Raw genomic sequence first — 25,361 nt, forward strand, 5'->3', positions numbered from 1 at the left:
GGTCGTCTTCGGCCGTGCCGCGGCGATCCAGGCGGCGAAAATCACCCGCCCCGGCGCCCCGCACAAGACACTGGGACCGTCCGCCACCGACAAGGTGCTGGCGCGGCTGGACGCGCTGCGCAACGCCAGGGGCTCGCAGACCACCGCGCAGATCCGCCTCAACATGCAGAAGACCATGCAGGCGCATGCCGCGGTGTTCCGCACCGACGCCTCGATGCGGGAAGGTCTGACCAAGATCAAGGCGATTGCCGAAAGCTTCGCCGACGTGAGCGTGTCGGATCGCTCACTGATCTGGAACTCCGACCTGATCGAGACGCTGGAGCTGGAGAACCTGCTCGGCCAGGCGCTGCTGACCCTGGCCTCCGCCTACAACCGCAAGGAAAGCCGCGGCGCCCATGCGCACGAGGACTTCCCCGAGCGCGACGACGCCAACTGGATGAAGCACACGCTGGCCTGGCAGGACGGCCGTTCCGGCGTGCGCATCGATTACCGGCCGGTACACAGCTACACGCTGACGAAGGAAATCGAGTACATCGCGCCGCAGAAGCGCGTCTACTAAGAGAGCGAGCCATGGCCCAGTTCACGCTGCCCAAGAATTCCACGGTCAAGCCCGGCAAGACCTTCAAGGCGCCCGCCGGCGCCAAGGACGTGCGGGTGTTCAAGGTCTACCGCTATGACCCGGACACGGGCGAAAACCCGCGCGTGGACAGCTACGAGGTCGACATGGCCAGCTGCGGGCCGATGGTTCTGGACGCGCTGATCAAGATCAAGAACGAGATCGACCCGACGCTGACCTTCCGCCGCTCCTGCCGCGAGGGCATCTGCGGCTCCTGCGCGATGAACATCGACGGCACCAACACCCTGGCCTGCACCAAGGGCTGCGACGAGATCCGGGGCGAGGTCAAGATTTACCCGCTGCCGCACATGCCGGTGATCAAGGACCTGGTCCCGGATCTCACGCATTTCTATGCGCAGTACGCCTCGATCGAACCCTGGCTCAAGACCGACACGCCGGCGCCGAGCCGCGAACGCCTGCAGTCCAAGGAGGACCGCGCCAAGCTCGACGGCCTGTACGAGTGCATCCTGTGCGCCTGCTGCTCGACCAGCTGTCCGAGCTACTGGTGGAACGGCGACCGTTATCTGGGGCCCGCCATCCTGCTGCAGGCCTACCGCTGGATCGTGGACTCACGCGACGAGGCTACGGGCGAGCGCCTCGACCAGCTCGAGGACCCGTTCAAGCTGTACCGCTGCCATACCATCATGAACTGCACCCGCACCTGTCCGAAGGGGCTCAACCCCGCGCAGGCCATCGCCGAGACCAAGAAACTGCTGGTGGAAAGAAGAGGGTGAGAAATCGGGACAGGATCAACAGGATCAGCACGATCAACAGGATGAAGAATATTCCTGGCTCCAAAGCGCAAGAGCTTCTTTCCTGTTTATCCTGAATATCCTGTTCATCCTGTCGCGTTCTTGAGCTTTATGTCAGACAAATCCCGTTTGCGCTGGAAATGCCGGCGCGGCATGAAGGAACTCGATGTCCTGCTGGAACGCTTCCTGGACACGCAATACGAGGCCGCGAACGCGTCGCGACAGCGCGCCTTCATCGCCCTGCTGGACATGGAAGACCCCGACCTGTACGCCTGCCTGCTCGGCCAGCAGCCCGTGCCCACCGCAGAGCTGAACGATGTCATCCGGGCCATTCGCGGATAGCGGCCGTTTCAGCACTGCCGACCTGACTGGCAGCCTGGATTTCAGGCCCCGCGCCTCGCGCCTGCTGGCGCGCTTCCTGATCGGCGTGCACGCGCTGGCGGCGCTGGCGGTGCTGCTGTGGGTGCCCGGGCGCGGTATGGTGGCGGCGCTGCTCGGGCTGGTCGCGCTGTCTTTCATCCGCAACTACCGCCGGCACGTCCTGCACCGTGGTAAGTACGCACCGCGTCGCGTCATCTGCCAGGCCGACGGCCGCTGGCTGTTGCAGGACCATCGCGGCAAGATGCAGGAGGCGCGACTGCTGCCTTCCAGCTACCTGCACCCGCGACTCGTGATCCTCAATTTTGCACTGCAGCAGCGCCCGCGTCGGCGCAATCTGGTACTATGCCCTGACAGCTTGGACGCGCAGACGCTGCGCCAGCTGCGCGCACGTCTGCGCCTGGCAGCGCAGGGCCAGCCTGATGCAGGATACGGGCGAGCGTAGAGTCCCGACCTTCCGCCGCAAGGCGGCACAGCCTCCCCGTTTTTTACTCAATCCAGCCCCGCGCCCGGCCAGACGGACCGACACGGGCCACCGCCTTGCATGCCTTGCCTGGCTCTGCACCTGCCTCGTTTGTGCCCCGGCCGCTGCGGTAGTGCCCCAGCTACGGGTGGAACAGGTCGGGCCGGTGACGATCGAGCCGTCCAACCACTATTCCGAGAACACCCGCTTGCGCATCCGTGTGGTTTATCCGGACGGCCACCCCCGGGCGGGCGAGGTGATGAACGGTTTTCGCGGGCCGCTGGTCATCGAGGAGTGGCGCACACGCATCTACGACGGCGAGTACGGTGCCACACGTCTGCCCATGACGGTCCACGTGGTGGGCGGGCAGGCGGACGTGGTGCTCAAATCCCTGGCGCGCTACAGCGTCTACGACTCGCGCAACGCGCCGGTTCCGCAGGTGGCCGTGTATCTAGGGCGCCAGTATGTCTTGGTCGAGGTGCCGCAGTGGGTGGACGAGAACGCCAATGAAAAAACCGACTGGCTGGAGGCCAGAGTGGACAGCATCCTGCGGCGGGCGCGCGCCAGCGGCGTGCGCGAGGTGGTGGAGGTGGTTTCGGTCCTCGCCGGCTGGAAGGAATCTTACAAGCGTGACTGCGGCGGCTACGTCGAGAGCGAGCCGCGCGTGGCCAGTATCTCGAGCGCGTGCATCGACTGGGATGGCGTCAATGTGCACCGTCTGAACATGCGGCAGGAACTCACCGCCACCGTGCTGCACGAGGCGCGCCACGTGTGGGCACATTACCGGCCGGACCGGAACCTCTACAAGCTGCGGCTGCTGAACGCACCCAGCGGCCGCCGCGGGACGCCCGGCTGCGACGTCCGGCGCGCTGGCTTGGAGATGTGCTCCGCGCACATCAGCGACGAGCGCTATGCCGCGCAGGAGGCGGACGCCGAGGCCTTCGCCAACCGCTATAAGGCCCTGTTCCCCTGAGCATCAGCTGCCGGCCCGCGCGCGCGCGGCGGCCGCCGGCTCCGGCGTGAGTACGGTGTTGATCGCCACCGGCAGGGTTTTCGGGTGGTCGAGGTTGAAGTGCAAGCCGCGGCTCTCACGCCGTGCCTGCGCCGAACGGATGATCAGCTCGGCCACCTGCGCCAGGTTGCGCAGCTCGATCAGGTCGCTGCTGATACGGAAATTGCCGTAGTACTCGTGGATCTCGCTGCGCAGCAGGTCGATGCGGTGGCGCGCGCGCTGCAGGCGCTTGTCGGTACGCACGATGCCGACGTAGTCCCACATGAAGCGGCGCAGTTCCTGCCAGTTGTGGCTGACCACCACTTCCTCGTCGGAGTCGGTCACGCGGCTCTCGTCCCAGGCCGGCAGCTCGGGCCAGTCCAGCGCCGGTGGTGGCGCCGCGGCGATCTCCTCCGCCGCCGCGGCCGCGAAGACCAGACACTCCAGCAGCGAGTTGCTGGCCATGCGATTGGCCCCATGCAGGCCGGTGAAGGCGGTCTCGCCGACCGCGTACAGCCCCTCGAGGTCCGTGCGCGCGTTGAGGTCGGTCATGACGCCGCCGCAGGTGTAGTGCGCGGCCGGCACCACCGGCAGCGCCTGCCGGGTGATGTCCAGGCCCAGCTCCAGGCAGCGCCGGTAGATGTTCGGGAAGTGGCTGATGACGAAATCCGCCGGCTTGTGGGTGATGTCGAGGTAGACGAAGTCGCAGCCCAGGCGTTTGATCTCGTGGTCGATGGCGCGCGCCACGATATCGCGCGGCGCGAGTTCCGCGCGCGGGTCGAACCGGTCCATGAAGCGCTCGCCGGGCCGGCCCTGTCCATCGGGCAGGCGCAGCACGGCGCCTTCGCCACGCATGGCCTCGGTGATCAGGAACGAGCGCGCCTCGGGGTGGTACAGGCAGGTCGGGTGGAATTGCATGAATTCCATGTTCGCCACCCGGCAACCGGCGCGCCAGGCCATTGCGATGCCGTCGCCGCTGGCGGTATGTGGATTGCTCGAATAGATATAGACCTGGTTGGCGCCGCCGGTGGCCAGCACCACCGCGCGCGCGGCGAAGGTCTCCACCCGCCCGCTGCGCTTGTCCAGTACGTAGGCGCCGAGGCAGCGGTTGCGCGCCAGCCCGAGCTTGGCGCCGGTGATCAGGTCCACCGCGATGCGGTGCTCGTAGAGCTGAATGCGGGGATTGGCGCGGGCCAGCGATTCCAGCGTCGTTTCCACCGCCCGGCCGGTGGAATCGGCGGCATGGATCACGCGCCGGTGGCTGTGCCCGCCCTCGCGCGTCAGGTGGTAGGCGAAGCCGCCGTCCTCGTCGTCGCCGGCCGGGGTGAAAGGCACGCCACGCTCGATCAGCCAGTGGATGCAGGCCGGCCCGTGCTCGACGGTGAAGCGCACCGCGCGCTCGTCGCACAGGCCGGCGCCGGCGTTGAGCGTGTCCTGGACGTGGGATTCGAGCGTGTCCCCGCGGTCCAGCACCGCCGAGATGCCGCCCTGAGCATACAGCGTGCTGCCGGCCGACAGTTCGGCCTTGGACAGCACCGCGACCTCACGGCCGGCCTCCGCCAGGCGCAGGGCCAGGCTCAGGCCGGCGGCGCCGCTGCCGATGACCAGGACTTCGTGACGGATCGGGTGCGACATCTTATGCTCACGCGGGCAGGGGGACGGTGGCCGCGTCGCCCGGACGAGCGCGGCACTCTGGCAAAATGATAAGACAAGCAGAGGTACTAGGGGCGGCAATACAAACCCCCCTGAACTAATCCGGCCCGGGCGGGTCTACCGCTTCAGTTGGCAGCCCCTGCGGGGCGCGTGCTGGAGGGGGAGACAGCGTGCTCGGATTCCTCGCACAAGACTTCGACAGGGGTATCGCCCGGATGGGCAAGGACGTTGCCGACGAGGTGCTGGTGGCGCGCGCGCAGCGGGGCGACAAGGACGCCTTCGGCTTGCTGGTGCGCAAGTACCAGTACCGTGTGACCAAGCTGGTGGCGCGCTACGTGAGCGATTCCGAGGCCGTGGACGTGGCCCAGGAGGCGTTCATCAAGGCCTATCGGGCCCTGGGCGGCTTTCGCGGCAACAGTGCGTTCTATACCTGGCTGTACCGCATCGCCATCAACACCGCCAAGAACCACCTGGTCGCACGCGCCCGGCGCCCTGCCAACCAGGACATCGACGTGGCCGATGCCGAGCTCTATGGCCACACCGAAAGGCTCAGCCACAGCGATACGCCGGAGGCGGTGCTGCTGGGCGAAGAGGTGCAGAACATCGTGCTGAGCGCCATCCAGGCACTGCCATCCGACCTGCGTACCGCCATCCTGCTGCGCGAGATCGAAGGTCTGAGCTACGAGGAGATCGCCGAGGCCATGGATTGCCCGATCGGTACGGTGCGTTCGCGCATTTTCCGCGCGCGTGCCGCCATTGAAGAAACGCTGCGGCCGTTGTCCAACGGATAGCGGTCGGCTTTACAGGTGCTGCCATGACCGACACACATGACCCTACCGGGCTCGACGAAGCGCTATCCGCCTTTCTGGACGGTGAATCGAGTCCCGACGAAACGCACGCCCTGCTTGACCGCCTGCGTCACGATGCTGCTCTGCAGGCAGCGCTCGACCGTCACCATCGGCTGCGTGCGCAGTTGCGCGGCGAGCTTCACCCCGGACTCGATGCAGGTTTTGCCGAGCGCGTGTTGGCCGGCATCGAAGCGGCGCAGATGGTTCCCCGTCCCCGGCTCGGCGAGGTGACGGCCTGGCGCCGTCCACCCCTCATGCGCATGACGTTGGGCCTGGCCATGGCCGCGTCGGTCGCCGCCGTGACCATTCTGGCCGTCCAGACTCTGCTGCCGCCCGCCAATCCCGCCTTTCCGGTCCTGACCGCCGCCACGTCCGACGTCCGCCCGGCGGCCGGCGAACGGCAGGCCGCGACCGAGCTGTCGCCGGATGCCGCCGCCGAGCTGAACGACTACCTGATCAGCCACAACCATTCCGCCCTGGACCATGGCTTCAGCGCCGGCATGGGTTTCATGCGCGTGGCGGCGCATGAGGGCATCGATGCCGAGGGGGGCGGGCGTTGAAATACCCCCACGCGCTATCCCTCGGCCTGGCACTGGCCGCGCTGCTGCAGGCCGGTGTTCTGGCCGCGGCCGGATCGGCCGACTGGCTGGCGCGTATGGCTCAGGCCCTGCGCACGCAGAACTACGAGGGCGTGCTGGTCTACGCCCAGGGCGGGCGTATGGAGTCCATGCGCATCGTGCACCGCTATCGGGACGGCCGCGAGCAGGAGCGCCTGCAGGCCCTGAGCGGCGATCCGCGCGAGATCCACCGCGACGGCGATACCGTCACCTGTATCCTGCCGGAAGAGCGCGCGATCAAGGCCGAGCGGCGTGCCTTCCGTGGTCTGCTGCCGGATCTCGGTCGTTCCCCGATCGAGGAAATCGCTGCCCATTACGAGCTGGAGGAGCTGGGCAGCGCCCAGCTGGTCGGCCGGAGCTGCCGTGCGGTTTCGGTCCGGCCACGCGATGCCTACCGCTACGGCTATCGCATGTGGATCGATGAGCAGACCGCGCTGCCGCTCAAAGTCGAACTGCTGGATGCCGAGGGTGAACCACTGGAGCAGGTGATGTTCACCCAGATCAGCTACCCTGCAAGCATTGAGGACAGCGCCTTCAAGCCGGCGAGGACGGCAGCGCACGATTTCGTCTGGATCCGCCGCCAGCCCGCCACGGACGCGACGCCTGCCGCCCGGGGCTGGACGGTGGCGCGCCTGCCGCCAGGCTTCCGCCTCGTGATGCAGGAGCGGCAGACGATGCCCGGCCTGCACGAGCCGGTGGCGCATATGGTCTTTACCGATGGCTTGGCTACCGTATCTGCCTTCATCGCCCCGCCCGGGGTTCCGCGCAAGCTCAAGGGTCTGTCGCGGCGCGGGGCGGTCAGCGCCTATGCGCACAGAGTGGACGATTTCCACGTCACGGTGGTCGGAGAGGTTCCCCCGGCAACTGTCGAGATGATCGCCAACGAGCTCCGCTACATGCCGGCGGACGCGACCGTGGAACGTCAGACGCCCTGACTCCCGGCGGCTGTGGGCCGGCTTCTGGTAGCTGGAACGGTTTTCGGCGAAAATCTCCTCCAGCAGGCGTCACCGCATGGGGTGATCCGTCGCGTCGCACAGGGAGCGCGCGGTCAGCAGCCTACGGTATCCCTTCGCACGCACCTGAACAGAGGATTCAGCTATGCAACCGCCCGTGCGGTATGCCGTTTGGCCCCTTGCCTTGGTGGTGGGGCTGTGGGTGCTGGCTGGTTGCTCGCGGCCGCAGCCGCAGCTGCCGGATTTCACGGCGCTGGTGGAGAAAGCCAGCCCGGCGGTGGTGAACATCAGCACCACTCAGACCGAGACCCGGCGTGGACCGGGGGCACTGCCGCCGGGCATGGAAGACAGCCCCTTCGGCGAGTTCTTCCGGCATTTCTTCGGCGAGGAAGGCGAGGCTCCGCCACATCCCTATCAGACCGAGTCGCTCGGCTCGGGCTTCATCATCTCCGACGATGGCTATGTGCTGACTAATCATCACGTCGTCGCCGAGGCGGACGAGGTCATCGTCAAGCTCAGTGACCGTCGGCAGTTCACTGCCAAGATCGTGGGTTCCGACCCCGCCAGCGACCTCAGCCTGCTGAAGATAGAGGCCGACGACCTGCCGACCGTACGCATCGGCGACGTCAGTCAACTCAAGGTAGGCGAGTGGGTCCTGGCTATCGGCTCGCCGTTCGGTTTCGACCACTCAGTCACGGCCGGCATCGTGTCCGCTAAGCGTCGCAGCCTCGGCAGCGAGCAGTACGTGCCCTTCATCCAAACCGACGTCGCCATCAATCCGGGCAACTCGGGTGGGCCGCTGTTCAACCTGAAGGGCGAGGTCGTCGGCATCAATTCGCAGATTTACAGCCGCACCGGCGGTTACATGGGGCTGTCCTTCGCCATCCCGATCGATGTGGCCATGGACGTGGTCCGGCAGCTGCAGAAGACGGGCAAGGTGACCCGCGGCTGGCTGGGCGTGGTGGTACAGGAAGTGGACCGCGGCCTGGCCAAGTCCTTCGGCATGCGCTATCCCGAAGGCGCGCTGGTGGCCGATGTGTTGCCCGGCAGCCCGGCCCAGGAGGCCGGCATCAAGATCGGCGACATCATCGTCGAATTCAACGGCGAGAGCGTGCCGACCGCCAACGACCTGCCACCACTGGTCGGCAGCACGCCGGTGGGCGACAAGGTTACGGTCAAGCTGCTGCGCGAGGGCAAGCAGCTGACGCTCAAGGCCAGGATCGGCCAGCTGCCCGAGGGCGAGGCGGCCGCCGCCGGCAAGCCGGAGCTGCGCAAGCAGTCGCTGGGGCTGGAAGTCGACGACCTGACCCCGGAACAACGCCAGGCCTTCAACATCCCGCAGGGCGGGGTCCTGGTGACCGACGTGCAGGATGGGCCGGCTGCGGCTGCCGGCCTGCAGCCGGGCGATGTGCTGATCCGCCTCGGCAACGAGCGGCTACGCGATGCCGCGCATTTCCACGCCCTCATCGCCAAGCTGCCGCCAGGAAGCTCCGTGCCGGTGCTGGTCGAACGTCAAGGCCAGCCGCTGTTCCTGGCCCTGGAAACGCCGGATTGAACGCCACCGGCAGTCCTGACCGCGGAACCATGCTGGAACTGGTTCTATACGGGCGCCCCGCCTGCCACCTGTGCGACGAGATGGCCGAAGAGCTGGCGGATGCCCTGCGTGGCCGGCCCTACCGGCTGCGCATCGAGGACGTGGACAGCCGCCCGGACTGGCGCGAGCGCTACGGGCCGCGCGTGCCGGTGCTGGCCCTGGCCGACGGTACCGAACTCTGCCACTACCGTCTCGACCCGGATAACCTGCGCCGTCTGGGTTGATGCCCGCACGCACGGGCTCATGCCTGCGCCAAGCGCATGACCGGCTATACTGTTGCGCCTTTGAGCGCGTTACCCAACCCGACCGGCCCGCCGTGCAAGACCTGATCCGCAATTTCTCCATCATCGCGCACATCGACCACGGCAAGTCCACGCTGGCGGACCGCTTCATCCAGATCTGCGGCGGCCTCGATGAGCGTGAGATGACCGAGCAGGTGCTGGACAACAACCCGATCGAGCGCGAACGCGGTATCACCATCAAGGCCCAGGCCGTATCCCTGAACTACCGGGCGCGCGACGGCCGGACCTATCAGCTCAACCTGATCGACACGCCGGGCCACGTGGACTTTTCCTACGAGGTCAGCCGCTCGCTGGCGGCCTGCGAGGGTGCGCTGCTGGTGGTGGACGCCTCGCAGGGAGTGGAGGCGCAGTCGGTGGCCAACTGCTACACCGCCATCGAGCAGAACCTCGAGGTTTTACCGGTGCTGAACAAAATCGACCTGCAGAATGCCGAGCCCGACCGGGTGGCGCAGGAGATCGAGGACATCATCGGCATCGCCGCGAAGGACGCCATCCGCATCTCCGCCAAGACCGGCCTGAACGTAGCCGAGGTGCTGGAGGCGGTGGTGTGCAAGCTGCCGCCGCCCAAGGGCGATCCCGGCAAGCCGCTGCAGGCGCTGATCGTGGACTCTTGGTTCGACAACTACTTGGGCGTGGTGTCGCTGGTGCGTGTAGTCAACGGCTCGATCCGCAAGGGCCAGAAGATCCGGGTGATGGCCACCGGCCGCGATCACGAGGTTTCGCTGCTCGGCGTGCATACGCCCAAGCGCGTCGGACGCGAGGCGCTGGCCACCGGCGAGGTGGGCTTTGTGGTGGCCGGCATCAAAGAGATCGACGGTGCACCCGTGGGCGATACGCTGACCGACAGCCAGAACCCCTGCGCCGAACGCTTGCCCGGTTTCCGGCAGGTGCAGCCGCGCGTGTTCGCCGGCCTGTTCCCGGTGGCCTCGGACGACTTCGAGAACCTGCGCGAGGCGCTGCGCAAGCTGCGTCTGAACGACGCTGCGCTGCAGTTCGAGCCGGAGAACTCCAGCGCGCTGGGTTTCGGTTTCCGCTGCGGTTTTCTCGGCATGCTGCACATGGAGATCGTGCAGGAGCGCCTGGAGCGCGAGTACAACCTGAACCTGATCACCACCGCGCCCTCCGTGGTGTACGAAGTCGTCATGAACAACGGCGAGATCCGCCGGATCGAGAACCCCGCCGAGCTGCCGGACGCCGGCAGCTATGACGAGATCCGCGAGCCGATCATCCTGTGCCGGCTGCTGATGCCGCAGGCCTATGTCGGCGCGGTCATGCAGCTGTGCATGGAGAAGCGCGGGGTGCAGAAGGGTCTGCGTTATCACGGCAGTCAGGTGCAGATGGAAGTCGAGATGCCGCTGTCCGAGGTGGTGCTGGATTTTTTCGACCGGCTCAAGAGCGTGTCGCGCGGCTATGCCTCGTTCGAGTACGAATTCGTCCGCTTCCAGGCCGCCGACCTGGTGCGGCTGGACGTGCTGGTCAACGGCGACCGGGTGGACGCGCTGGCTGCGATCTGCCATCGTGACGTCGCCTTCACGCGCGGCCGCGACCTGTGCGAACGCATGCAGGAAGTCATCCACCGCCAGATGTTCGACATCGCCATCCAGGCGGCGATCGGCTCCAAGATCATCGCCCGCACGACGGTCAAGGCGCTGCGCAAGAACGTCACCGCCAAGTGTTATGGCGGCGACATCACGCGCAAGCGCAAGTTGCTCGAGAAGCAGAAGGAAGGCAAGAAGCGCATGAAGCAGGTGGGTACGGTAGAAATCCCGCAGGAGGCTTTCCTGGCCGTGCTGGGCGTGAGGGGCAAGAACTGATATGCAAGAACGGTTTTATTTCGATTTTGCCGCCGCGCTGGTGCTGATGACCGCCGTGACCGGCGTGGTCTACCTGCTGGACGTGGCCTGGCTGGCGCGCCGGCGCGCCGCGCTGACGCTGCCGGGCTTCACCGTGCCCAAGCCCAATGCCTTCGTCGAGTTCTGCCGTTCGTTCTTCCCGGTGATCCTCATCGTGCTGCTGCTGCGTTCCTTCGTGGTGGAGCCCTTTCGCATCCCCTCCGGCTCCATGCTGCCGACGCTGAACGTGGGCGATTTCATCCTGGTGAACAAGTTCAGCTATGGCCTGCGCCTGCCGGTGCTGCACAAAAAGTTCCTGGAGGTTGGCGAGCCGCAGCGCGGCGATGTGATCGTGTTCCGCTACCCGCCGGATCCGAGCAAGGATTACATCAAGCGCGTGGTCGGTTTGCCGGGCGACGAGATCCGCTATGAAGACAAGGTGCTGTACATCAACGGCGAGCGTGTGCCGACCGACGACATGGCGCTCTATACCGGCTACGGCGCCGGCGCGCTGGGCGTGCCGACGCTGGTGATGACGGAATGGTTGGGGGATGTGCAGCACCAGATCCTGGTGGTGCCGCGGCGGCTGGAGCCGGATTTGCGCGAACGCATCCCGCCCGGCCATTATTTCGTCATGGGCGACAATCGCGACAACAGCGCCGACAGCCGGGAGTGGGGCCTGGTGCCGGAAAGCCATCTGGTCGGCAAGGCGTTCATGATCTGGATGAGCTGGGATGCGGAGCGCTTCAGGCCCGATCTCGGCAGAATCGGCATGTCGATTCGATAGCCATAGATACAAGGAGGAGGACCGTGTCACGACAGAAACAGCAGCGGGGCCTGACCCTCATCAGCTGGCTCCTGGTGATCGCCATTGCGGTCTTTTTTGGCCTGGTCGGGATCAAATCCATTCCGGTTTACCTGAATCATTACAAAGTGCTCAGCATCATGAAGAACGTCGCCAGCCAGCCCGGCGTGGCCGAGGAGACGACGGCCGAAATCCGCAAGAGCTTCGAGCGGCGCTTCGACATCGACATGGTCAAGCACCTGTCGCACAACGATGTGAAGGTCGTCGGCCAGCCAGGTGGTGACCGATCGCTGGTGGTGGAGTATGAGGTGCGCGTGCACATGTTCTACAACGTGGATGCCGTGTACGTGTTCAAAGAGGAAGTCCCGTTGAGAGCACAGTGAGCATAAACCTGGGATCATTCACGGAAGCGCTGGGTTACCGTTTCCGCAACGAGCGCTTGCTGGTTGAAGCACTGACGCACCGCAGTGCCGGCCAGCCCAACAACGAGCGGTTCGAGTTCCTGGGCGATGCACTGCTCAACTGGGTGATCGCCGATGCCCTGTTCCGGCGGCAGCCAGACGCCAGCGAGGGCGAACTGACGAGGTTGCGCGCCAGTCTGGTGCGCGAGCCGACCCTGGCCGCCATTGCCCAGGCCCTGGGCCTGGGTGAACACTTGCGGCTGGGGCCCGGTGAACTGCGCAGCGGCGGCTTCCGCCGCCAGTCCATCCTCGCCGACGGCCTCGAAGCGCTGTTTGCCGCCATCTACCTGGACGGCGGTCCCGAGGCAGCGCAGGCGGTCATCCTGAAGCTCTACCAGGACGCGCTGGCGCATTTGCCGGACGCCGAAAGTCTCAAGGACGCCAAGACGCGACTGCAGGAATTGTTGCAGGGGCGGGGGCTGCCGCTGCCGCTCTATGAAGTGGTCGAGGTGTCGGGGCAGGCGCACCGGCAGGAATTCCGTGTCCGTTGCCACGTGCCAGGCGCGACACAGCAGTCAGAGGGGCGGGGCGGGAGCCGGCGCCAGGCCGAGCAGGCCGCGGCCGCGCGGCTGCTGGAGCTTTTGCAGGCCGACGCATGAGCCAGACGCGTGCCGGACTGGTAGCACTGCTGGGGCGGCCGAACGTCGGCAAGTCCACTTTGCTGAATGCGCTGGTGGGCGAGAAGGTCAGCATCGTCACGCCCAAGCCGCAGACGACGCGCCATCGCATCGTCGGGCTGCTGACCGAGGGCGATACCCAGATCGGTTTCGTCGATACCCCGGGCATCCATGCCGGCGCCAAGCGCGCGCTCAACCGCCTCATGAACAAGACCGCGGTGGCGGCGCTGGAGGGCGTGGACCTGTGCCTGTTGCTGGTCGAGGCCGACCGCTGGACCGACGAGGACGAGCTGGTGCTGCAGCGCGCGCGCGCGGCCGGCGTGCCGCTGGCGCTGGTGGTCAACAAGATCGACCGCATCAAATCCCGTGACCGGCTGCTGCCGTATCTGCAGGATGCCAGCCGACGGCATGCCTTTGCCTTCGTCGTGCCGCTGTCCGCCCGCCGGCGCGAGAACCTGGCCGCATTGCTGGCCGAGGTCAGGCGACGGCTGCCGCAGGCGCCGTTCCTCTACGACCCCGAGCAGCTGACCGACCGCAGCCAGCGCTTCCTGGCGGCCGAGCTGGTGCGCGAAAAGCTGATGCGAGTGCTGCAGCAGGAGCTGCCCTACGCCCTGACGGTCGAGATCGAGGAGTACCACGAGGACAATGGGCTGCTGCGCATCGGCGCGGTGATCTGGGTCGAGCGCGAAGGGCACAAGGCGATCGTCATCGGGGCCAAGGGCGCGGTCCTGAAGAAGGTCGGCAGCCAGGTCCGGATCGAGCTCGAGAAGCGCCTCGGGCAGAAGGTGTTTCTGCGGCTCTGGGTCAAGGTCAAGGAAGGCTGGGCGGACGACGAGCGTGCGTTGCGCTCGCTCGGCTATGAGTCGCCATGACGGGCCGCTCATGAGTGGCCAGCGTGTGCAGCTGCAGCCGGCCTTCGTGCTGCACCGCCGGCCCTATCGCGAGACCAGCTGGTTGCTGGAGGTATTCAGCCGCGACCACGGCCGCATCGGCCTGGTCGCCCGGGCGGCGCGGCAGGCGCGGCCGCACAGCAGCATGCTCGAGCCGGCGCGCGAGCTGCTGCTGTCCTGGAGCCTGCGCGGCGAGCTCGGCCTGCTGGGCCAGGCCGAGACGGCATCGGCGGCCCCGGCCCTGGAAGGCGAGACGCTGCTCGCGATCCTGTATCTCAACGAATTGCTGCTGAGGCTGGTGACGCGCCACGACCCGCACCCGCAGCTCTACGAACACTACCGTGCGGCGGTGGCTGCGCTGGCGACGGGTAGCGTCGCCGTGCCGCTGCGCCGGTTCGAGCGGGTCCTGCTGCAGGAGCTGGGTTACGGGCTCAACCTCGAGAACGATGGCAACGGCGAGGCCATCCGCGCAGACGCCCGCTACGAATACCGCAGCGGGCAGGGCTTCTGGCCATTACGGGGTCAGGCCGCGGAGCTTGCGCTGGAGGGCGCGACGCTGATCGCGCTGCGCGAGGACCGCCTGGACGAGGCGCAGGCATTCGGCGAGGCGCGACAACTGCTGCGCCTGGCGCTGCGGGCGCATCTGGGACCCAGGCCCTTGCGTACCCCGGAGCTGTTCCGTAGCCTGCGCCGGTTGCGTAACCCGCAAGCGGTCAATTCCGAATCCCGCTCATGAAACCGATCCGCCTCGGCGTCAACATCGACCACGTCGCCACCCTGCGCCAGGTGCGGCGTACGCCTTATCCGGATCCGGTCGAGGCGGCGTTGCAGGCCGAGCAGGCCGGCGCCGACAGCATCACCGCCCACCTGCGCGAGGACCGCCGCCACATCCAGGACCACGACATCCGCGCGCTGCGGGCGCGGCTGGCGACCCACCTGAACCTGGAGATGGCGGTCAGCGAGGAGATGATCCGCATTGCCGAGGAACTGCGGCCGCGCGATTGTTGCCTGGTGCCGGAGCGCCGCGCCGAGCTGACCACCGAGGGCGGGCTGGACGTCGCCAGGCATCTGGACACCGTGCAGGCCGCCTGTCGGCGGCTGGGCGCCGCGGGCATTCGGGTTTCGCTGTTCATCGACGCCCAGCCGGCCCAGCTCGAGGCGGTGCTCAGGACCGGCGCACCCGCCATCGAGATCCATACCGGCCACTACGCGGATGCGGCGGGCGCCGCGCGGGATGCGGAGCTGGCCCGTATCCGCGAGTTCGCCCGGCGCGCCGCACGCGCCGGTCTGCACGTGCATGCCGGCCACGGCCTGACCCTGGACAACGTCGGCCCGATCGCCGCGATTCCCGAGATCGAGGAGCTCAACATCGGCCATAGTCTCGTGGCGCGTGCGGTGTTCGTCGGTATGACGGCGGCGGTGGCGGAGATGAAGCGCGCGATGCAGGAAGCGAGGGGCGGATGATCCACGGCGTCGGCACCGACCTGCTGGACGCCGGCCGGATGCGCCGGCTGTTCGAGCGCTACGGCAGCCGCCTGCCCGAGCGCCTGTTGCACCAGGCCGAGTGGCCGGCCTACCGCGCCGCGCGCGACCCGGCGCATTTCCTGGCGCGCAGCTTCGCGGTCAAGGAGGCGGCGGCCAAGGCGCTGGGGACGGGCTTTCGCGGCATCGCGCATCACGACATCGGCTGTACCCGCGACCCGCTGGGCAAGCCGGAACTGGTGTTCAGCGCGCATGGCAGATCTGTCCTCGCCGGCCATGGCGTCAGCGGCGGACATGTCTCCCTCAGCGACGAGGGCGAATTCGTGCTGGCCTTCGTGGTGCTGGAGCGCGCCTCCATGTAGCAGCGCGCCCCGTGCGCGACCCGGCGTCGCAGATCAATAGAGTCGCGCGCAGGGCGCGCTCCTGCAAGGAACCCAGCGGCTCTCTCCCTGTGTCCTACAAGGTCAAGACAGCCCGATCGGGCTGTCGGAAAATCAAGCCTTGCCGACCCCTACGATGGAGACAACGATGATCCGGTCGTTACCCGTCCTGCTGCTGGTGTTGTTCCTCACTGCCTGTGGCCGTGAGGCCGCGCCGCCTGCGTCCGCGCCGGTGGCCTCGCCCGAGGCGCTCAAGAAGCATTCCGAGGAATTCCGGCGGGAGGTGATCAGGGTCACCGATGGCGTGTACGTCGCGGTTGGCTTCGGCATCGCCAACTCGATTCTGCTCGAGGGCGAGGACGGCGTCATCATCGTGGACGTGATGGAAACGCTGGAGTCCGGCGAGGCCGTTGCCGCCGAGTTCCGCAAGATCACGGACAAGCCGGTCAAGGCAATCATCTACACGCACTCGCATCCCGACCACATCGGTGGCGGCCCCGCCTATCTGCTGCCAGGGCAGGAAATGCCGCCGGTGTATGCGCATGCCGATGCGCAGGGCAACATGGACAAGATCAGCTCGGTGCTGCAGCCGATCATCACCAAACGCGCCTTTCGCATGTACGGCAACCTGTTGTCGGATGAGGAAATGGTCAACGTCGGCATTGGCGGGCACCTCGACCTGGACGAGAACAGCACGATCCGCATCCTGCGCGTCACGCGCGATTTCCGGGACCGGCTGGAGGACACGGTCGCCGGCATCCGCTTCGAGTTGGTGCATGCGCCGGGTGAGACCACCGACCAACTGTTCGTCTGGCTGCCGGACAAGAAGGTCCTGCTGCCGGGCGACAACTTCTACAAGGCCTTTCCGAATCTCTACACCATCCGCGGCACCAGTTACCGCGACCCGCGCCAGTGGGCGGATTCCCTCGACCTGATGCGCGCGCTGCGGCCCGAATACCTGGTGCCTAGCCATACCCGGCCGCTGAAGGGCGCGGACTACATCTACAACACCCTCACCGATTACCGCGATGCCATCCGCTATGTCTATGACCAGAGTATCCGCCTGATCAACCAGGGCCTGATGCCGGATGAGCTCGCCACGCGCATTCAGCTGCCGCCGCACCTGGCCAAGTCGCCCTTCCTGCAAGAGTTCTATGGCAAGCCGTCCTGGTCGGCGCGCAACATCTTCAACGGCAATCTCGGCTGGTTCAGCGGCAACCCCAGCGAACTGCAGCCGCTGCCCCCGGACGAGACCGCGCGGCGCATGCTCGAGCTGGCCGGCGGCGAGGCCGCTTTCACCGACAAGATCGTCGAGGCCGCGCGCCAGGGCCAGAACCAGTGGGTGCTGCAGCTCACGGACCACGCGTTGCGCGCCAACCCGGACAATGGCAAGGCGAAGGCGGCGCGCATCGCCGCGCTCAAGGCCCTGGGCGAGGCCGAGGCCAACCCCAACGCCCGGCATTACTACCTCGTCACGATGCGCGAGCTGATGGGCGAGATCGTGCTCAAGGACCGCGCGGTCAGGCCCAAGCCCGAGATGCTGGCGGCCATGCCGCTGTCGATCTTCTTCGACGGGCTGTCGGTCAACCTGGATGCCGAGGCCAGCGCCGATACCGTGATCCGGGTGGGCTTCACATTCACCGATTCGTCGGAGCGCTACACCTACATCGTGCGGCGCGGCGTCAGCGAAGTGCTGCCGGGCATCGCGGACGACGTGGACATCCACGTGCGCGTGTCCGGCCAGGTATTCAAGGAAATGCTGGCGCAGCTGCGCAACCCCGCCATCACCATCGCCAAGGATTTCGAGGTGGTGAAGGGCGGCAAGCTGGACTTCATCCGCTTCATGCGGCTGTTCGTGCCGGACGTGGAGTAGCACGCCATGCTCAAGCGGACGGCCTGCGCGGCCCTGCTGGCGCAGGTACTGGCCGGCTGCACGGCCGGCAGTGGCGATGCCGGGCCCAGCGGCGGCGCCGGCGAGACGGGTTTTCCGCAGGACGCGCCGGCACAGGCGAATGCCAGCCTGGGCTGCAGCTGGGCGCTGGTGAGCGATCCGGACCTCGGCAACATTGCCTTCCCGGACGAATACGCCAGCTATTGGGTGGCGGTGCTGCCGGCGCTGCCCGGCACGCGCCTGCGCATCGAGGGGCAGTTCCCGGATGCGCGCTATTTCTCCTACAACGTCTACGACCCGCTGCTGCGGCCGGTGGATGCCGTCACCGATTATCAGCTGCTGCCGCGCGTGCCCGGCAGCAATCCCTGGCGCAGTGCCGGCGCGGCACCTGGGGCGGATTATGTCGCCTACCTGCGCCCGGAGCCGCAGCCGGAAGTCACGGAACCCAACACACTTTCACCACATCCGGTAAGCCACGACTGGCAGCCGGCGATAGGTCACGCCCTGCACGCCAAAGTCGAAGTGCCGCCGACCCTCGCGGAACGCGACCGCGATGGCATGCAGATAGGGCAGGTAGGCGATGGCTTGATCGTGCGGGGGGCAAGAACTGGCCCCGGCAGGACAGTCAGCAGGCTTGCGCGCGGAACTCGCCCGGCGCGCGGCCGGTCCAGCGCTTGAAGGCCCGCGTGAAGCTGCTCTGGTCGGAAAACCCCAGCCGGAAGGTGATCTCGCACACCGACACACGGCCCTCGCGCAGGTACTGCTGCGCCAGCTCGCGCCGGGTTTCGTCGAGGATTTCCTGATAGCTGGTGCCCTCGTCGCGCAGGCGGCGCTGCAGGGTCTTCTCGCTGAAGTGCAGGGCATCGGCCACCTCGGCGCGGCTCGGCTCGCCCGCGGGCAGGCGCGAGATCAGCTCCGCGCGCACTTTTTCCGAGATGCGGGCGCCGTCGAACTGCGCCAGGTACTCCATCACCACCTGGTCGTTCTGCCGCGCCAGCGCCGGATTGGCCATCGGCAGCGGGCACCGCGCCAGCTCGTGCGAGACCAGGAAGGAATTCTCGGACGCCCCGAACTCGATCGGCGCCATGAAGAAGGTCCGGTATTCCAGCTCCATCTCGGGCGTGGCCTTGCGCTGCAGGCGGATCTGCAGCGGCTGTGCCTTGCCGCCGGTCAGGATGTGGCCCATCTTGAGGGTCGAGGCCATGTACAGGTCGATGGCCTCGTCCACCGGCGGGATGTCCTCGCGGAAGCGCACGATCTGGCGCACGCCCTCTGCGGTTTCCTCCACGAACACGTCCACGGCATTGCTGACGATACGCGAGAAGCGCGCGCCGCGGCGCATGGCGTCCTCCAGCGTCTGGCTGGCGAGGATGGCCAGGCCCAGGCTGTGGAAGGTGGCGGGCTGCACGTATTCGGCGGCGCGCAGGCCGATGCAGGGGTCGTTCGTCGCCGCCACGGCCAGCTTCCACAGCCGGCTCATGCGGCTGACCGGGTAGCGGCCGTTGGGGTCGCGCATCACGGCCGGGTCGAGGCCGGCCTCGACGAACAGCGCATGGCTGTCGAGCTTGCGCGCCTCCAGCGTACGCGCCACGCAGATCGCCCAGGTGTTGAGTGTGCTTGCTTCCCGCGCCATGTCCGCTCCGCCGAAGTCCTGTCCCGTACCGACCAGAACTTGTCCCCCAAAGCAAAGATTATCAGACTAGCTGGGGGTAGGTTGGGCAGCATGAGCAAACCCTATATCCACTACGCCTGGCACCTGTCCTACTTCAGCGGCAAGACGCGCTGCTACCTTCGCTACAAGGGCATCCCGTTCGTGGAAAAGCCCATCGACCTGTACACCTTCAGCCTGCGCATCAAGAAGAAAACCGGCGCTGCGGTGATGCCGGTGGTGGTGACGCCGGAGGGCGAGTGGCTACAGGACACCAGTGTCATCATCGACCGGCTGGAGCAGCGTTTTCCCGAGGCGCCAGTAGTGCCGGCCACCCCGGTGCAGTGCTTCGCCAGCTACCTGATGGAACTCTGGGGCGACGAGTGGTGGATCCCCATCGCCATGCACACGCGCTGGAGCTATCCGGAAAACTACGCGCTGTTCGAGCGCGAGGGCGGCGATCACCTGTTGCCGGGCTTCCCGCGCTTCCTCAAGAACCGCGCCGTGGCCAGGGCCGCTAAGCTGATGCGCGGCCACCTGAAGAACGTCGGCGTCGTGCCGGAACAGTTCGGGCTGATGGAGCGCTGGACCCAGGGCATGCTCGATGCACTCGACGCGCATTTCGCGCGGCTGCCCTATCTGTTCGGCGACAAGCCCTCGCTCGGCGACTTCGGCCTGGTCGGCACGATGTATGGTCACCTCGGCCGCGACCCCTGGCCGAAGAAGCACCTGGTGGGCCCGCGCTAGCACCTGCGCGCCTGGATCGACCGCATGGCCGAGCCGCCCAGGCCGCGCGGTGGCGCCTTCCTGCCAAACGATGAGATTCCCGCAACGCTGGCGCCGGTGTTCCGCGCCATCGCGCGTGAGTTCATCCCGCTGCTGGAGGCTAACCTCGCCGAGTTGAAGCGCTACCTGCCGGGTCACCCAGACGACGGCCGGCCGGTGCCGCGCGGGCTCGGCATGATCGAGTTCCCGATGGGCGAGGGACGTTTCCGCCGCGCTGCGCTGCCCTACACGCTGTGGATGGCCCAGCGCATGCTGGACGTGTACCGCGCCATGAACACGGCCGGGCAGGCGGCGGTGCGCAGCTGGCTGCAGTCCATCGGCGGCGAGCGCCTGCTGGCGCTGGATATCCCGCGCCTCAAGCGCCGCGCCCTGCGGGTGGAGCCGGACCGGTCCGCGGCATGACACCCACGTGGTTGGGCGTCATTCCGGCGAAAGCCGGAATCCAGAGACTTGGACCGAGAGGCGCAGGGCCGGGGTGACGACGATGCCGGTACTTCGACTGATTCCGGGGCCGATCGGCCTGCTGATCGTGCTGATGCTGCTGGGCCCGGCACCGGCATCGGCGGGCATGACGGAACAAGCCCGTTCTGACAGTATCGCGCTATGCAACCGGATACAGCGATAAGGGCCCGCTGGCTGCTGATCGCCGGGCTCGCGGCCGGCATCCTGATGGCGGCCAGCGGCGTGCTGGACCGCGACGATGCCCTGCCGCCGCAGGCGGTGGCGCGTGTCAACGATCGCCTGATCCCGCGCGACGCCTGGCTGCGCGCGGTGGCGGCGGTGTCCTCGGAGCGGCGCACGCCGCTGACCGAGGCCGACAAGCGCCACATCCTCGAGCGGCTGATCGACGAGGAACTGCTGGCCCAGCATGGCCTGGCGCTCGGACTGGTCGAGCAGGACCGCCGGCTGCGCGGCCAGCTGGTGCAGCAGGTGTTGCAGACCGCGGCCGCGGCGGGGGCCGGGCGCGACCATACCGACGACGAGCTGCGCGCCTTCTTTGAGCAGAACCGCGATTTCTTCACCCCGCCGGCACGGCTGCGCGTCGCCGCCGCGCGCATCCACGCCGACGGCCGGCGCGGCGAATTCCTGCCGCCGGTGCCGGACGCGCTGCTGCCGCCGGCCCAGCTGCGCAGCTACCTGGGGCCGTCGCTGACACAGACGGCGCTGGCGCTGGCGCCGGGCGAAGTCAGCGAACCCCAGGCGGTGGGCGAGGGCTATGCGGTGATCGAGGTGCTGGAGCGCGAGCCCGGGACCGCGCCGGATTTCGAGGCTGTGCGCGAGCAGGTGCGCGCCGAGCTGCAGCGCCGCGCGGATGAAGCGGCCGTGCGCCGCCTGCTGCAGCAGCTGCGCGAAGACAACCGCGTGACCGTTACGGATGACCTGGAATGACAGATTCTTGTCATTCCCGCGCAGTCGGCAACCCAGTCCCGGACCAGCGCTTGGTTCGGCTGGATCCCAGCTTTCGCGGGGAAGACAGTGGTTTTTCGAAGCGCGGCCTGATCTTTCTCGGCATCGCACTATTCGTTCTGTGCAGCACCGCCCACGCCCACACGCGCGGCATCTCGTATTCCTTCTGGACGCTCACCGATCAGGGCGCCGAGGTGCACGCACGCGTCTCGCAGCTGGAGCTGACGCGCCTGCAGCTGGATCCCGTGCACACGCCGGATTACGGCACAAAAGTCGCCGCGCGCGTGACCGGGGACCTGCAGCTGTGGAGCGAAGCCGGCCGCTGCACGCCATCGCCCGCCACGCTCACGGCCGGCGCGGATGGCTGGCTCAACCTGCACTGGTCCGTGCGCTGCGACAATCAACAGGGCCTGAAGCTACAAACGCGGCTGCTGCACGAAGTCGCACCCTCGCACCTGCACTTCGCCAGCGTGACGCTGCCGGATGGCGAGCAGCGCGAGCGCCTGCTGACCTATGCCGAGCCGGCGCTCGCACTGGATCTTGCCGCGCCGCCCGTGGCGCGCTCGCTGGGCCATTACCTCGCGCTCGGCATCGAGCACATCCTGTCCGGCTGGGACCACCTGGCCTTCGTCCTGGCGCTGATCCTGCTGGCCGGCAGCCTGCGCGAGATCGCGATCATCGCCACCGGCTTCACGCTTGCGCATAGCCTGACGCTGGCGCTGGCCGTGCTGGGACTGGTGCAGACGCGCGGCGAGGTGGTGGAGGCGCTGATCGGTTTTTCCATCGCCCTGGTCGCGGCCGAGAACCTGTGGCAACGCGGCGGGCAGGGCCGCGGGCTGCCGGCGCTACTGGTACTGGCCCTGCTGGCGCTGGCCTTCACCGGCGCCACGCGATTGCCGCTGATGGTGCTGCTGGGCCTGGCGCTGTTCTGTGCCTGCCATTTCGCGCTGCTGCACGACAACGCCCGACCGGCACGGTTGCGCGCCGCGCTGGCGGTGATCTTCGGCCTGGTGCACGGCTTTGGTTTCGCCGGCGTGATGGCCGAGCTGCAGCTGCCGCGCGAGCAGCTGGCCCTGGCTCTGTTCGGCTTCAATAGCGGTGTGGAGATCGGCCAGCTGCTGGTGATAGGGTTGGTCTGGACGGCCCTGCGCTGGATGGCGCGCTGGCCGGCGCCGCGCCTGTGGGTGAACGACCTCGGCGCGGCGGCGATCTGTGCGCTGGGGACGTACTGGTTCGTGATCCGGAGCTTCGGGTGATTCTGTTCCCTCTCCCCCGCGGGGAGAGGGTGGGGAGAGGGGAGCCATGAAAAGAATCCTGCAAGCCGTCCTGTTGGTCATCGCCGCGCTGGCGATTTTCGTCTTCATCGACTCGCGCGGCCGGCCGGAGCAGCCTGGCGAAATCACCGCCAAAACCCTGCCGGCCGAGCGGTTGGCGGCGCGGGCCGCTGCCCTGCAGGCGGCGGGCGCGAAGGACAAGCAGATCCTGTTCGGCGACTTCCACGTGCACACCACCTACTCGGTGGATGCCCACGCCTGGAGCATGCCGATCTTCCACGGCGAGGGCGTGCACCCGCCGGCCGAGGCCTGCGACTACGCGCGCTTCTGCGCGGACCTGGACTTCTGGGCCACCACCGAGCATGCGGAATCGCTCACCCCGCGCCATTGGCGTGACCTCAAGAACGTCATCCGCCAGTGCAACGCCGTCTCCGGCGACCCGGCCAACCCGGACCTGGTGTCCTTCCTCGGCTGGGAGTGGACGCAGATGGGCAATACGCCCGCCGACCACTACGGCCACAAGAACGTGATCCTGCGCGATACCGAGGACGCCGAGGTGCCCTCGCGCCCGATCGGCTCCGGCGGCATCGCCGCGCGCGCCATGCGCAATTCCGCGCTGCCGTTCTGGCGCAACCTGATCAGCCCCTACCTGGACTGGGACAGCCGCCAGACGCAGTGGGACCAGCAGCTCAAGATGAAGGACCTCAAGTCCCAGCCGATCTGCGCCGAGGGCGTGCCGGTGCGCGAGTTGCCGGAGGACTGCGTGGAGTTCGCGGAGACACCGAAAGACCTGTTCGCCAAGCTCAACGACTGGGGCTTCGAGAGCCTCGTCATCCCGCATGGCAACACCTGGGGCTTCTACACGCCGCCGGGATCGAGCTGGGACAAGCAGCTGACGCGCGCGCAGCACGATCCGAACCGCCAGACCCTGATCGAGGTGTTCTCCGGCCACGGCAACTCGGAGGAGTTCCGCGACTGGCGCGAGGTGGCCTATGACGCCGAGGGCAACATGACCTGCCCTGCGCCCAGTAGAGATTACCTGCCGTCCTGCTGGCGCGCGGGCGAGATCATCCGCAGCCGCTGCGGCGCGCTGCCGGCGGAGGACTGCGAGCGCCGCGTCAAGAAGGCACAGCTGGATTACCTTGCCGCCGGCCGTGCCGGCCACCTGGTGGTGCCGGGCGTGACGCCGGAAGACTGGCTGGATTCAGGCCAGTGCCGCGACTGCTACCTGCCGGCCTTCAACTACCGGCCGCGCAGCTCGGTGCAGTACGCGCTGGCCCTCAGTAACTTCGACGAGCAAGACGAGCAGGGCAACCCGCTGCGTTTCCGCTTCGGCTTCATCGCCTCCAGCGACAACCACGCCGCGCAGCCTGGCACCGGCTACAAGGAAACCGGCCGCCACGCCAACACCGAGGTCTATGGCCAGGAGGGCACCATCAAGCGGGAGTTCATCGACAAGGCCAAGCCCCAGGGCAAAGCGGCGGAGTCGGTGCCCTTCGATCTCTCCACCAGCCGTTTCAACTTCATGCAGATCGCGGAGAGCGAGCGCGTGCAGTCGTACTTCTACACCGGCGGGCTGGTGGCGGTGCACAGCGCGGGCCGCGACCGCCAGGCGATCTGGGACGCGCTCAAGCGCCGCGAGGTCTACGGCACCTCCGGCGAGCGCATGCTGCTGTGGTTCGACCTGGTCACGCCGGACGGCCGGCGCGCACCGATGGGCTCCGAGGTGGCGCTGCGCGGCACGCCGCGCTTCCGCGTGCGCGCAGTGGGCGACTTCGAGCAGCTGCCGGGCTGCCCGGACTACAGCGTGAGCGCGCTGACGCCGGAGAAAGTCGAGCGCATCTGCCGCGGCGAGTGCTACAACCCCTCCGACACGCGCAAGCCGATCGAGCGCATCGAGGTGGTGCGCATCCTGCCGCAGGCGCACAAGGGCGAGGCGGTGGAAGACCTGATCGAGGACCCGTGGAAGGTCATCGCCTGCAGCGGCGATCCCAACGGCTGCTCGGTGGAGTTCGCCGACACCACGCCCGCCCCGGCGATCCGCGAGGCGATCTACTACGTGCGCGCCATCCAGAAGGCCAGCCCCACGGTCAACGCCGACAACCTCAGATGCGAATACAACGACCAGGGCGAATGCATCAACGTGAAACCCTGCTACGGCGACCTGCGCACCGACAAGGGCGATGACTGCATGGCTCCGGCCGAGGAGCGGGCCTGGTCATCGCCGATTTATGTGCGGCCGATGTAAGGTGTGCAGTGCGCACCATTTGTTTCCATACTTCTGTTCGATTGTGACGCATGCCAGAAGTTCGGCAGTAGTGCAGCGACACTCGCCATGTCAGTAGTTGACTGCGCACCATGGCGTTCATGGCGGCGCAGGACGCGGCCATGTCGCGTCGGGCTGAATGAGCCTGGACCCAAGCGGCATTTATAACGGAGCTGGCAATGAATAATCCGATCGCCATCGTGGCGGCAGAGGCGCCCGTTCGGGCCAAGGCTTCTAATTACCCGGAGCCGTTTCCGTAACGTGTACGGGGCTGCGCGTGGGCTGGGCGTTCTGGCCCAGCCTCGGGCTCGCCTGCGTGGTGACGGTCGGGGCATACTTCGCGCTGCTGTGGGCGCTTCAGCGATTCGGCGTGCAGCTCTGACGGGGATTCCCCGGCCGCGCAGCTCGCAATGACAGGGGGAGGGGTGATGGGTTCGTCCAACCTGCCGGCGGTG

The 25,361-nt window shown here is 67.3% G+C and carries 27 protein-coding genes; 25 read left to right on the forward strand and 2 right to left on the reverse strand.

The features are described from left to right. From VNJ47_08420 to VNJ47_08440, 5 genes are all read left to right on the forward strand, one after another. The coding region (locus tag VNJ47_08420) for a succinate dehydrogenase/fumarate reductase flavoprotein subunit (protein HXG28859.1) at positions 1-559 on the forward strand (559 nt) is incomplete at its 5' end. Between the two features lie 11 nt (positions 560-570). Continuing rightward, the gene (locus VNJ47_08425; GenBank protein ID HXG28860.1) at positions 571-1,350 is read left to right on the forward strand and encodes a succinate dehydrogenase iron-sulfur subunit; all 780 of its coding nucleotides are present in this window, start codon (positions 571-573) and stop codon (positions 1,348-1,350) included. A gap of 171 nt (positions 1,351-1,521) precedes the next feature. Beyond that, positions 1,522-1,710, forward strand: a complete 189-nt coding sequence (locus tag VNJ47_08430; GenBank protein HXG28861.1) for a succinate dehydrogenase assembly factor 2 — start codon at positions 1,522-1,524, stop codon at positions 1,708-1,710. Beyond that, positions 1,685-2,191, forward strand: coding sequence for a protein YgfX (locus tag VNJ47_08435; GenBank protein HXG28862.1), 507 nt, complete (start codon positions 1,685-1,687; stop codon positions 2,189-2,191). Before VNJ47_08430 ends, VNJ47_08435 begins: the two co-directional genes overlap by 26 nt. 151 nt (positions 2,192-2,342) lie before the next feature. Next, positions 2,343-3,182 carry a hypothetical protein gene (locus VNJ47_08440; GenBank protein HXG28863.1) on the forward strand — a complete coding sequence of 280 codons (840 nt, stop codon included), beginning with the start codon at positions 2,343-2,345 and terminating at the stop codon, positions 3,180-3,182. A gap of 3 nt (positions 3,183-3,185) precedes the next feature. Here the strand turns inward: VNJ47_08440 and nadB are convergent, their stop codons facing one another. Continuing rightward, the gene (gene nadB, locus VNJ47_08445) at positions 3,186-4,835 is read right to left on the reverse strand and encodes an L-aspartate oxidase (protein ID HXG28864.1); all 1,650 of its coding nucleotides are present in this window, start codon (positions 4,833-4,835) and stop codon (positions 3,186-3,188) included. Positions 4,836-5,068: 233 nt separating this feature from the next. Between nadB and rpoE the strand changes: the two genes are divergently transcribed. From rpoE to VNJ47_08520, 15 genes are all read left to right on the forward strand, one after another. Then, the gene (gene rpoE / locus VNJ47_08450) at positions 5,069-5,644 is read left to right on the forward strand and encodes an RNA polymerase sigma factor RpoE (GenBank protein ID HXG28865.1); all 576 of its coding nucleotides are present in this window, start codon (positions 5,069-5,071) and stop codon (positions 5,642-5,644) included. A gap of 23 nt (positions 5,645-5,667) precedes the next feature. After that, complete coding sequence (locus VNJ47_08455) at positions 5,668-6,261, forward strand: RseA family anti-sigma factor (protein HXG28866.1); 594 nt, start codon at positions 5,668-5,670, stop codon at positions 6,259-6,261. Next, positions 6,258-7,253: a MucB/RseB C-terminal domain-containing protein gene (locus VNJ47_08460; GenBank protein ID HXG28867.1), complete on the forward strand. Its 996-nt coding sequence runs from the start codon at positions 6,258-6,260 to the stop codon at positions 7,251-7,253. The genes VNJ47_08455 and VNJ47_08460 overlap by 4 nt, the downstream gene beginning before the upstream one ends. Positions 7,254-7,416: 163 nt before the next feature. Beyond that, a complete protein-coding gene (locus VNJ47_08465) occupies positions 7,417-8,826 on the forward strand; it encodes a DegQ family serine endoprotease (GenBank protein ID HXG28868.1) in 1,410 nt (469 codons plus the stop codon). Beyond that, entirely contained in the window at positions 8,823-9,089 is a 267-nt protein-coding gene (locus tag VNJ47_08470; GenBank protein ID HXG28869.1) for a glutaredoxin family protein, read from the forward strand. The genes VNJ47_08465 and VNJ47_08470 overlap by 4 nt, the downstream gene beginning before the upstream one ends. Before the next feature lie 101 nt (positions 9,090-9,190). Beyond that, positions 9,191-10,981 carry a translation elongation factor 4 gene (gene lepA / locus VNJ47_08475; GenBank protein HXG28870.1) on the forward strand — a complete coding sequence of 597 codons (1,791 nt, stop codon included), beginning with the start codon at positions 9,191-9,193 and terminating at the stop codon, positions 10,979-10,981. A 1-nt stretch (position 10,982) separates the two neighbouring features. After that, on the forward strand, positions 10,983-11,786 hold the full coding sequence (lepB, locus tag VNJ47_08480; protein ID HXG28871.1) for a signal peptidase I: 804 nt from the start codon (positions 10,983-10,985) through the stop codon (positions 11,784-11,786). 23 nt (positions 11,787-11,809) lie between these two features. After that, a complete protein-coding gene (locus VNJ47_08485) occupies positions 11,810-12,187 on the forward strand; it encodes a DUF4845 domain-containing protein (protein ID HXG28872.1) in 378 nt (125 codons plus the stop codon). Then, positions 12,184-12,864, forward strand: a complete 681-nt coding sequence (rnc, locus tag VNJ47_08490) for a ribonuclease III (protein ID HXG28873.1) — start codon at positions 12,184-12,186, stop codon at positions 12,862-12,864. Before VNJ47_08485 ends, rnc begins: the two co-directional genes overlap by 4 nt. After that, positions 12,861-13,754 carry a GTPase Era gene (era, locus tag VNJ47_08495; protein HXG28874.1) on the forward strand — a complete coding sequence of 298 codons (894 nt, stop codon included), beginning with the start codon at positions 12,861-12,863 and terminating at the stop codon, positions 13,752-13,754. Before rnc ends, era begins: the two co-directional genes overlap by 4 nt. Positions 13,755-13,764: 10 nt before the next feature. Beyond that, complete coding sequence (gene recO, locus VNJ47_08500) at positions 13,765-14,508, forward strand: DNA repair protein RecO (GenBank protein HXG28875.1); 744 nt, start codon at positions 13,765-13,767, stop codon at positions 14,506-14,508. Beyond that, positions 14,505-15,236 (forward strand): pyridoxine 5'-phosphate synthase, encoded by a 732-nt coding sequence (gene pdxJ, locus VNJ47_08505; GenBank protein HXG28876.1) that lies wholly within the window; start codon positions 14,505-14,507, stop codon positions 15,234-15,236. Before recO ends, pdxJ begins: the two co-directional genes overlap by 4 nt. Then, the gene (gene acpS, locus VNJ47_08510; GenBank protein ID HXG28877.1) at positions 15,233-15,616 is read left to right on the forward strand and encodes a holo-ACP synthase; all 384 of its coding nucleotides are present in this window, start codon (positions 15,233-15,235) and stop codon (positions 15,614-15,616) included. The genes pdxJ and acpS overlap by 4 nt, the downstream gene beginning before the upstream one ends. 166 nt (positions 15,617-15,782) lie before the next feature. Continuing rightward, on the forward strand, positions 15,783-17,507 hold the full coding sequence (locus VNJ47_08515; protein HXG28878.1) for an alkyl sulfatase dimerization domain-containing protein: 1,725 nt from the start codon (positions 15,783-15,785) through the stop codon (positions 17,505-17,507). A 6-nt stretch (positions 17,508-17,513) separates the two neighbouring features. After that, a complete protein-coding gene (locus VNJ47_08520) occupies positions 17,514-18,203 on the forward strand; it encodes a hypothetical protein (GenBank protein ID HXG28879.1) in 690 nt (229 codons plus the stop codon). Here the strand turns inward: VNJ47_08520 and VNJ47_08525 are convergent. Next, a complete protein-coding gene (locus VNJ47_08525) occupies positions 18,151-19,158 on the reverse strand; it encodes an AraC family transcriptional regulator (protein HXG28880.1) in 1,008 nt (335 codons plus the stop codon). The genes VNJ47_08520 and VNJ47_08525 overlap by 53 nt on opposite strands. Before the next feature lie 90 nt (positions 19,159-19,248). Between VNJ47_08525 and VNJ47_08530 the strand changes: the two genes are divergently transcribed. The 5 genes from VNJ47_08530 (at position 19,249) to VNJ47_08550 (ending at position 24,888) form a co-directional block, all read left to right on the forward strand. Continuing rightward, positions 19,249-19,920: a glutathione S-transferase family protein gene (locus tag VNJ47_08530; protein ID HXG28881.1), complete on the forward strand. Its 672-nt coding sequence runs from the start codon at positions 19,249-19,251 to the stop codon at positions 19,918-19,920. Positions 19,921-19,944: 24 nt separating this feature from the next. Continuing rightward, on the forward strand, positions 19,945-20,361 hold the full coding sequence (locus tag VNJ47_08535; protein HXG28882.1) for a hypothetical protein: 417 nt from the start codon (positions 19,945-19,947) through the stop codon (positions 20,359-20,361). A gap of 201 nt (positions 20,362-20,562) precedes the next feature. After that, positions 20,563-21,348, forward strand: a complete 786-nt coding sequence (locus tag VNJ47_08540; GenBank protein ID HXG28883.1) for a peptidylprolyl isomerase — start codon at positions 20,563-20,565, stop codon at positions 21,346-21,348. Between the two features lie 50 nt (positions 21,349-21,398). Beyond that, the gene (locus tag VNJ47_08545; GenBank protein ID HXG28884.1) at positions 21,399-22,622 is read left to right on the forward strand and encodes a HupE/UreJ family protein; all 1,224 of its coding nucleotides are present in this window, start codon (positions 21,399-21,401) and stop codon (positions 22,620-22,622) included. Between the two features lie 46 nt (positions 22,623-22,668). Then, positions 22,669-24,888 carry a DUF3604 domain-containing protein gene (locus VNJ47_08550; GenBank protein HXG28885.1) on the forward strand — a complete coding sequence of 740 codons (2,220 nt, stop codon included), beginning with the start codon at positions 22,669-22,671 and terminating at the stop codon, positions 24,886-24,888. The last annotated feature ends 473 nt before the right edge of the window (positions 24,889-25,361 follow it).

It is taken from the genome of Nevskiales bacterium (genome assembly GCA_035574475.1).
GTDB lineage: Bacteria > Pseudomonadota > Gammaproteobacteria > Nevskiales > DATLYR01 > DATLYR01.

What these genes read in the sequence shown, in the direction of transcription:
- VNJ47_08425 (HXG28860.1), top strand. Translation starts at nt 571, where the DNA reads ATGGCCCAGTTCACGCTGCCCAAGAATTCCACGGTCAAGCCCGGCAAG.
- VNJ47_08430 (HXG28861.1), top strand. Translation starts at nt 1,522, where the DNA reads ATGAAGGAACTCGATGTCCTGCTGGAACGCTTCCTGGACACGCAATAC.
- VNJ47_08435 (HXG28862.1), top strand. Translation starts at nt 1,685, where the DNA reads ATGTCATCCGGGCCATTCGCGGATAGCGGCCGTTTCAGCACTGCCGAC.
- nadB (HXG28864.1), bottom strand. Translation starts at nt 4,835, where the DNA reads ATGTCGCACCCGATCCGTCACGAAGTCCTGGTCATCGGCAGCGGCGCC.
- rpoE (HXG28865.1), top strand. Translation starts at nt 5,069, where the DNA reads ATGGGCAAGGACGTTGCCGACGAGGTGCTGGTGGCGCGCGCGCAGCGG.
- VNJ47_08455 (HXG28866.1), top strand. Translation starts at nt 5,668, where the DNA reads ATGACCGACACACATGACCCTACCGGGCTCGACGAAGCGCTATCCGCC.
- VNJ47_08465 (HXG28868.1), top strand. Translation starts at nt 7,417, where the DNA reads ATGCAACCGCCCGTGCGGTATGCCGTTTGGCCCCTTGCCTTGGTGGTG.
- lepB (HXG28871.1), top strand. Translation starts at nt 10,983, where the DNA reads ATGCAAGAACGGTTTTATTTCGATTTTGCCGCCGCGCTGGTGCTGATG.
- era (HXG28874.1), top strand. Translation starts at nt 12,861, where the DNA reads ATGAGCCAGACGCGTGCCGGACTGGTAGCACTGCTGGGGCGGCCGAAC.
- recO (HXG28875.1), top strand. Translation starts at nt 13,765, where the DNA reads ATGAGTGGCCAGCGTGTGCAGCTGCAGCCGGCCTTCGTGCTGCACCGC.
- pdxJ (HXG28876.1), top strand. Translation starts at nt 14,505, where the DNA reads ATGAAACCGATCCGCCTCGGCGTCAACATCGACCACGTCGCCACCCTG.
- acpS (HXG28877.1), top strand. Translation starts at nt 15,233, where the DNA reads ATGATCCACGGCGTCGGCACCGACCTGCTGGACGCCGGCCGGATGCGC.
- VNJ47_08515 (HXG28878.1), top strand. Translation starts at nt 15,783, where the DNA reads ATGATCCGGTCGTTACCCGTCCTGCTGCTGGTGTTGTTCCTCACTGCC.
- VNJ47_08520 (HXG28879.1), top strand. Translation starts at nt 17,514, where the DNA reads ATGCTCAAGCGGACGGCCTGCGCGGCCCTGCTGGCGCAGGTACTGGCC.
- VNJ47_08525 (HXG28880.1), bottom strand. Translation starts at nt 19,158, where the DNA reads ATGGCGCGGGAAGCAAGCACACTCAACACCTGGGCGATCTGCGTGGCG.
- VNJ47_08530 (HXG28881.1), top strand. Translation starts at nt 19,249, where the DNA reads ATGAGCAAACCCTATATCCACTACGCCTGGCACCTGTCCTACTTCAGC.
- VNJ47_08535 (HXG28882.1), top strand. Translation starts at nt 19,945, where the DNA reads ATGGCCGAGCCGCCCAGGCCGCGCGGTGGCGCCTTCCTGCCAAACGAT.
- VNJ47_08540 (HXG28883.1), top strand. Translation starts at nt 20,563, where the DNA reads ATGCAACCGGATACAGCGATAAGGGCCCGCTGGCTGCTGATCGCCGGG.
- VNJ47_08550 (HXG28885.1), top strand. Translation starts at nt 22,669, where the DNA reads ATGAAAAGAATCCTGCAAGCCGTCCTGTTGGTCATCGCCGCGCTGGCG.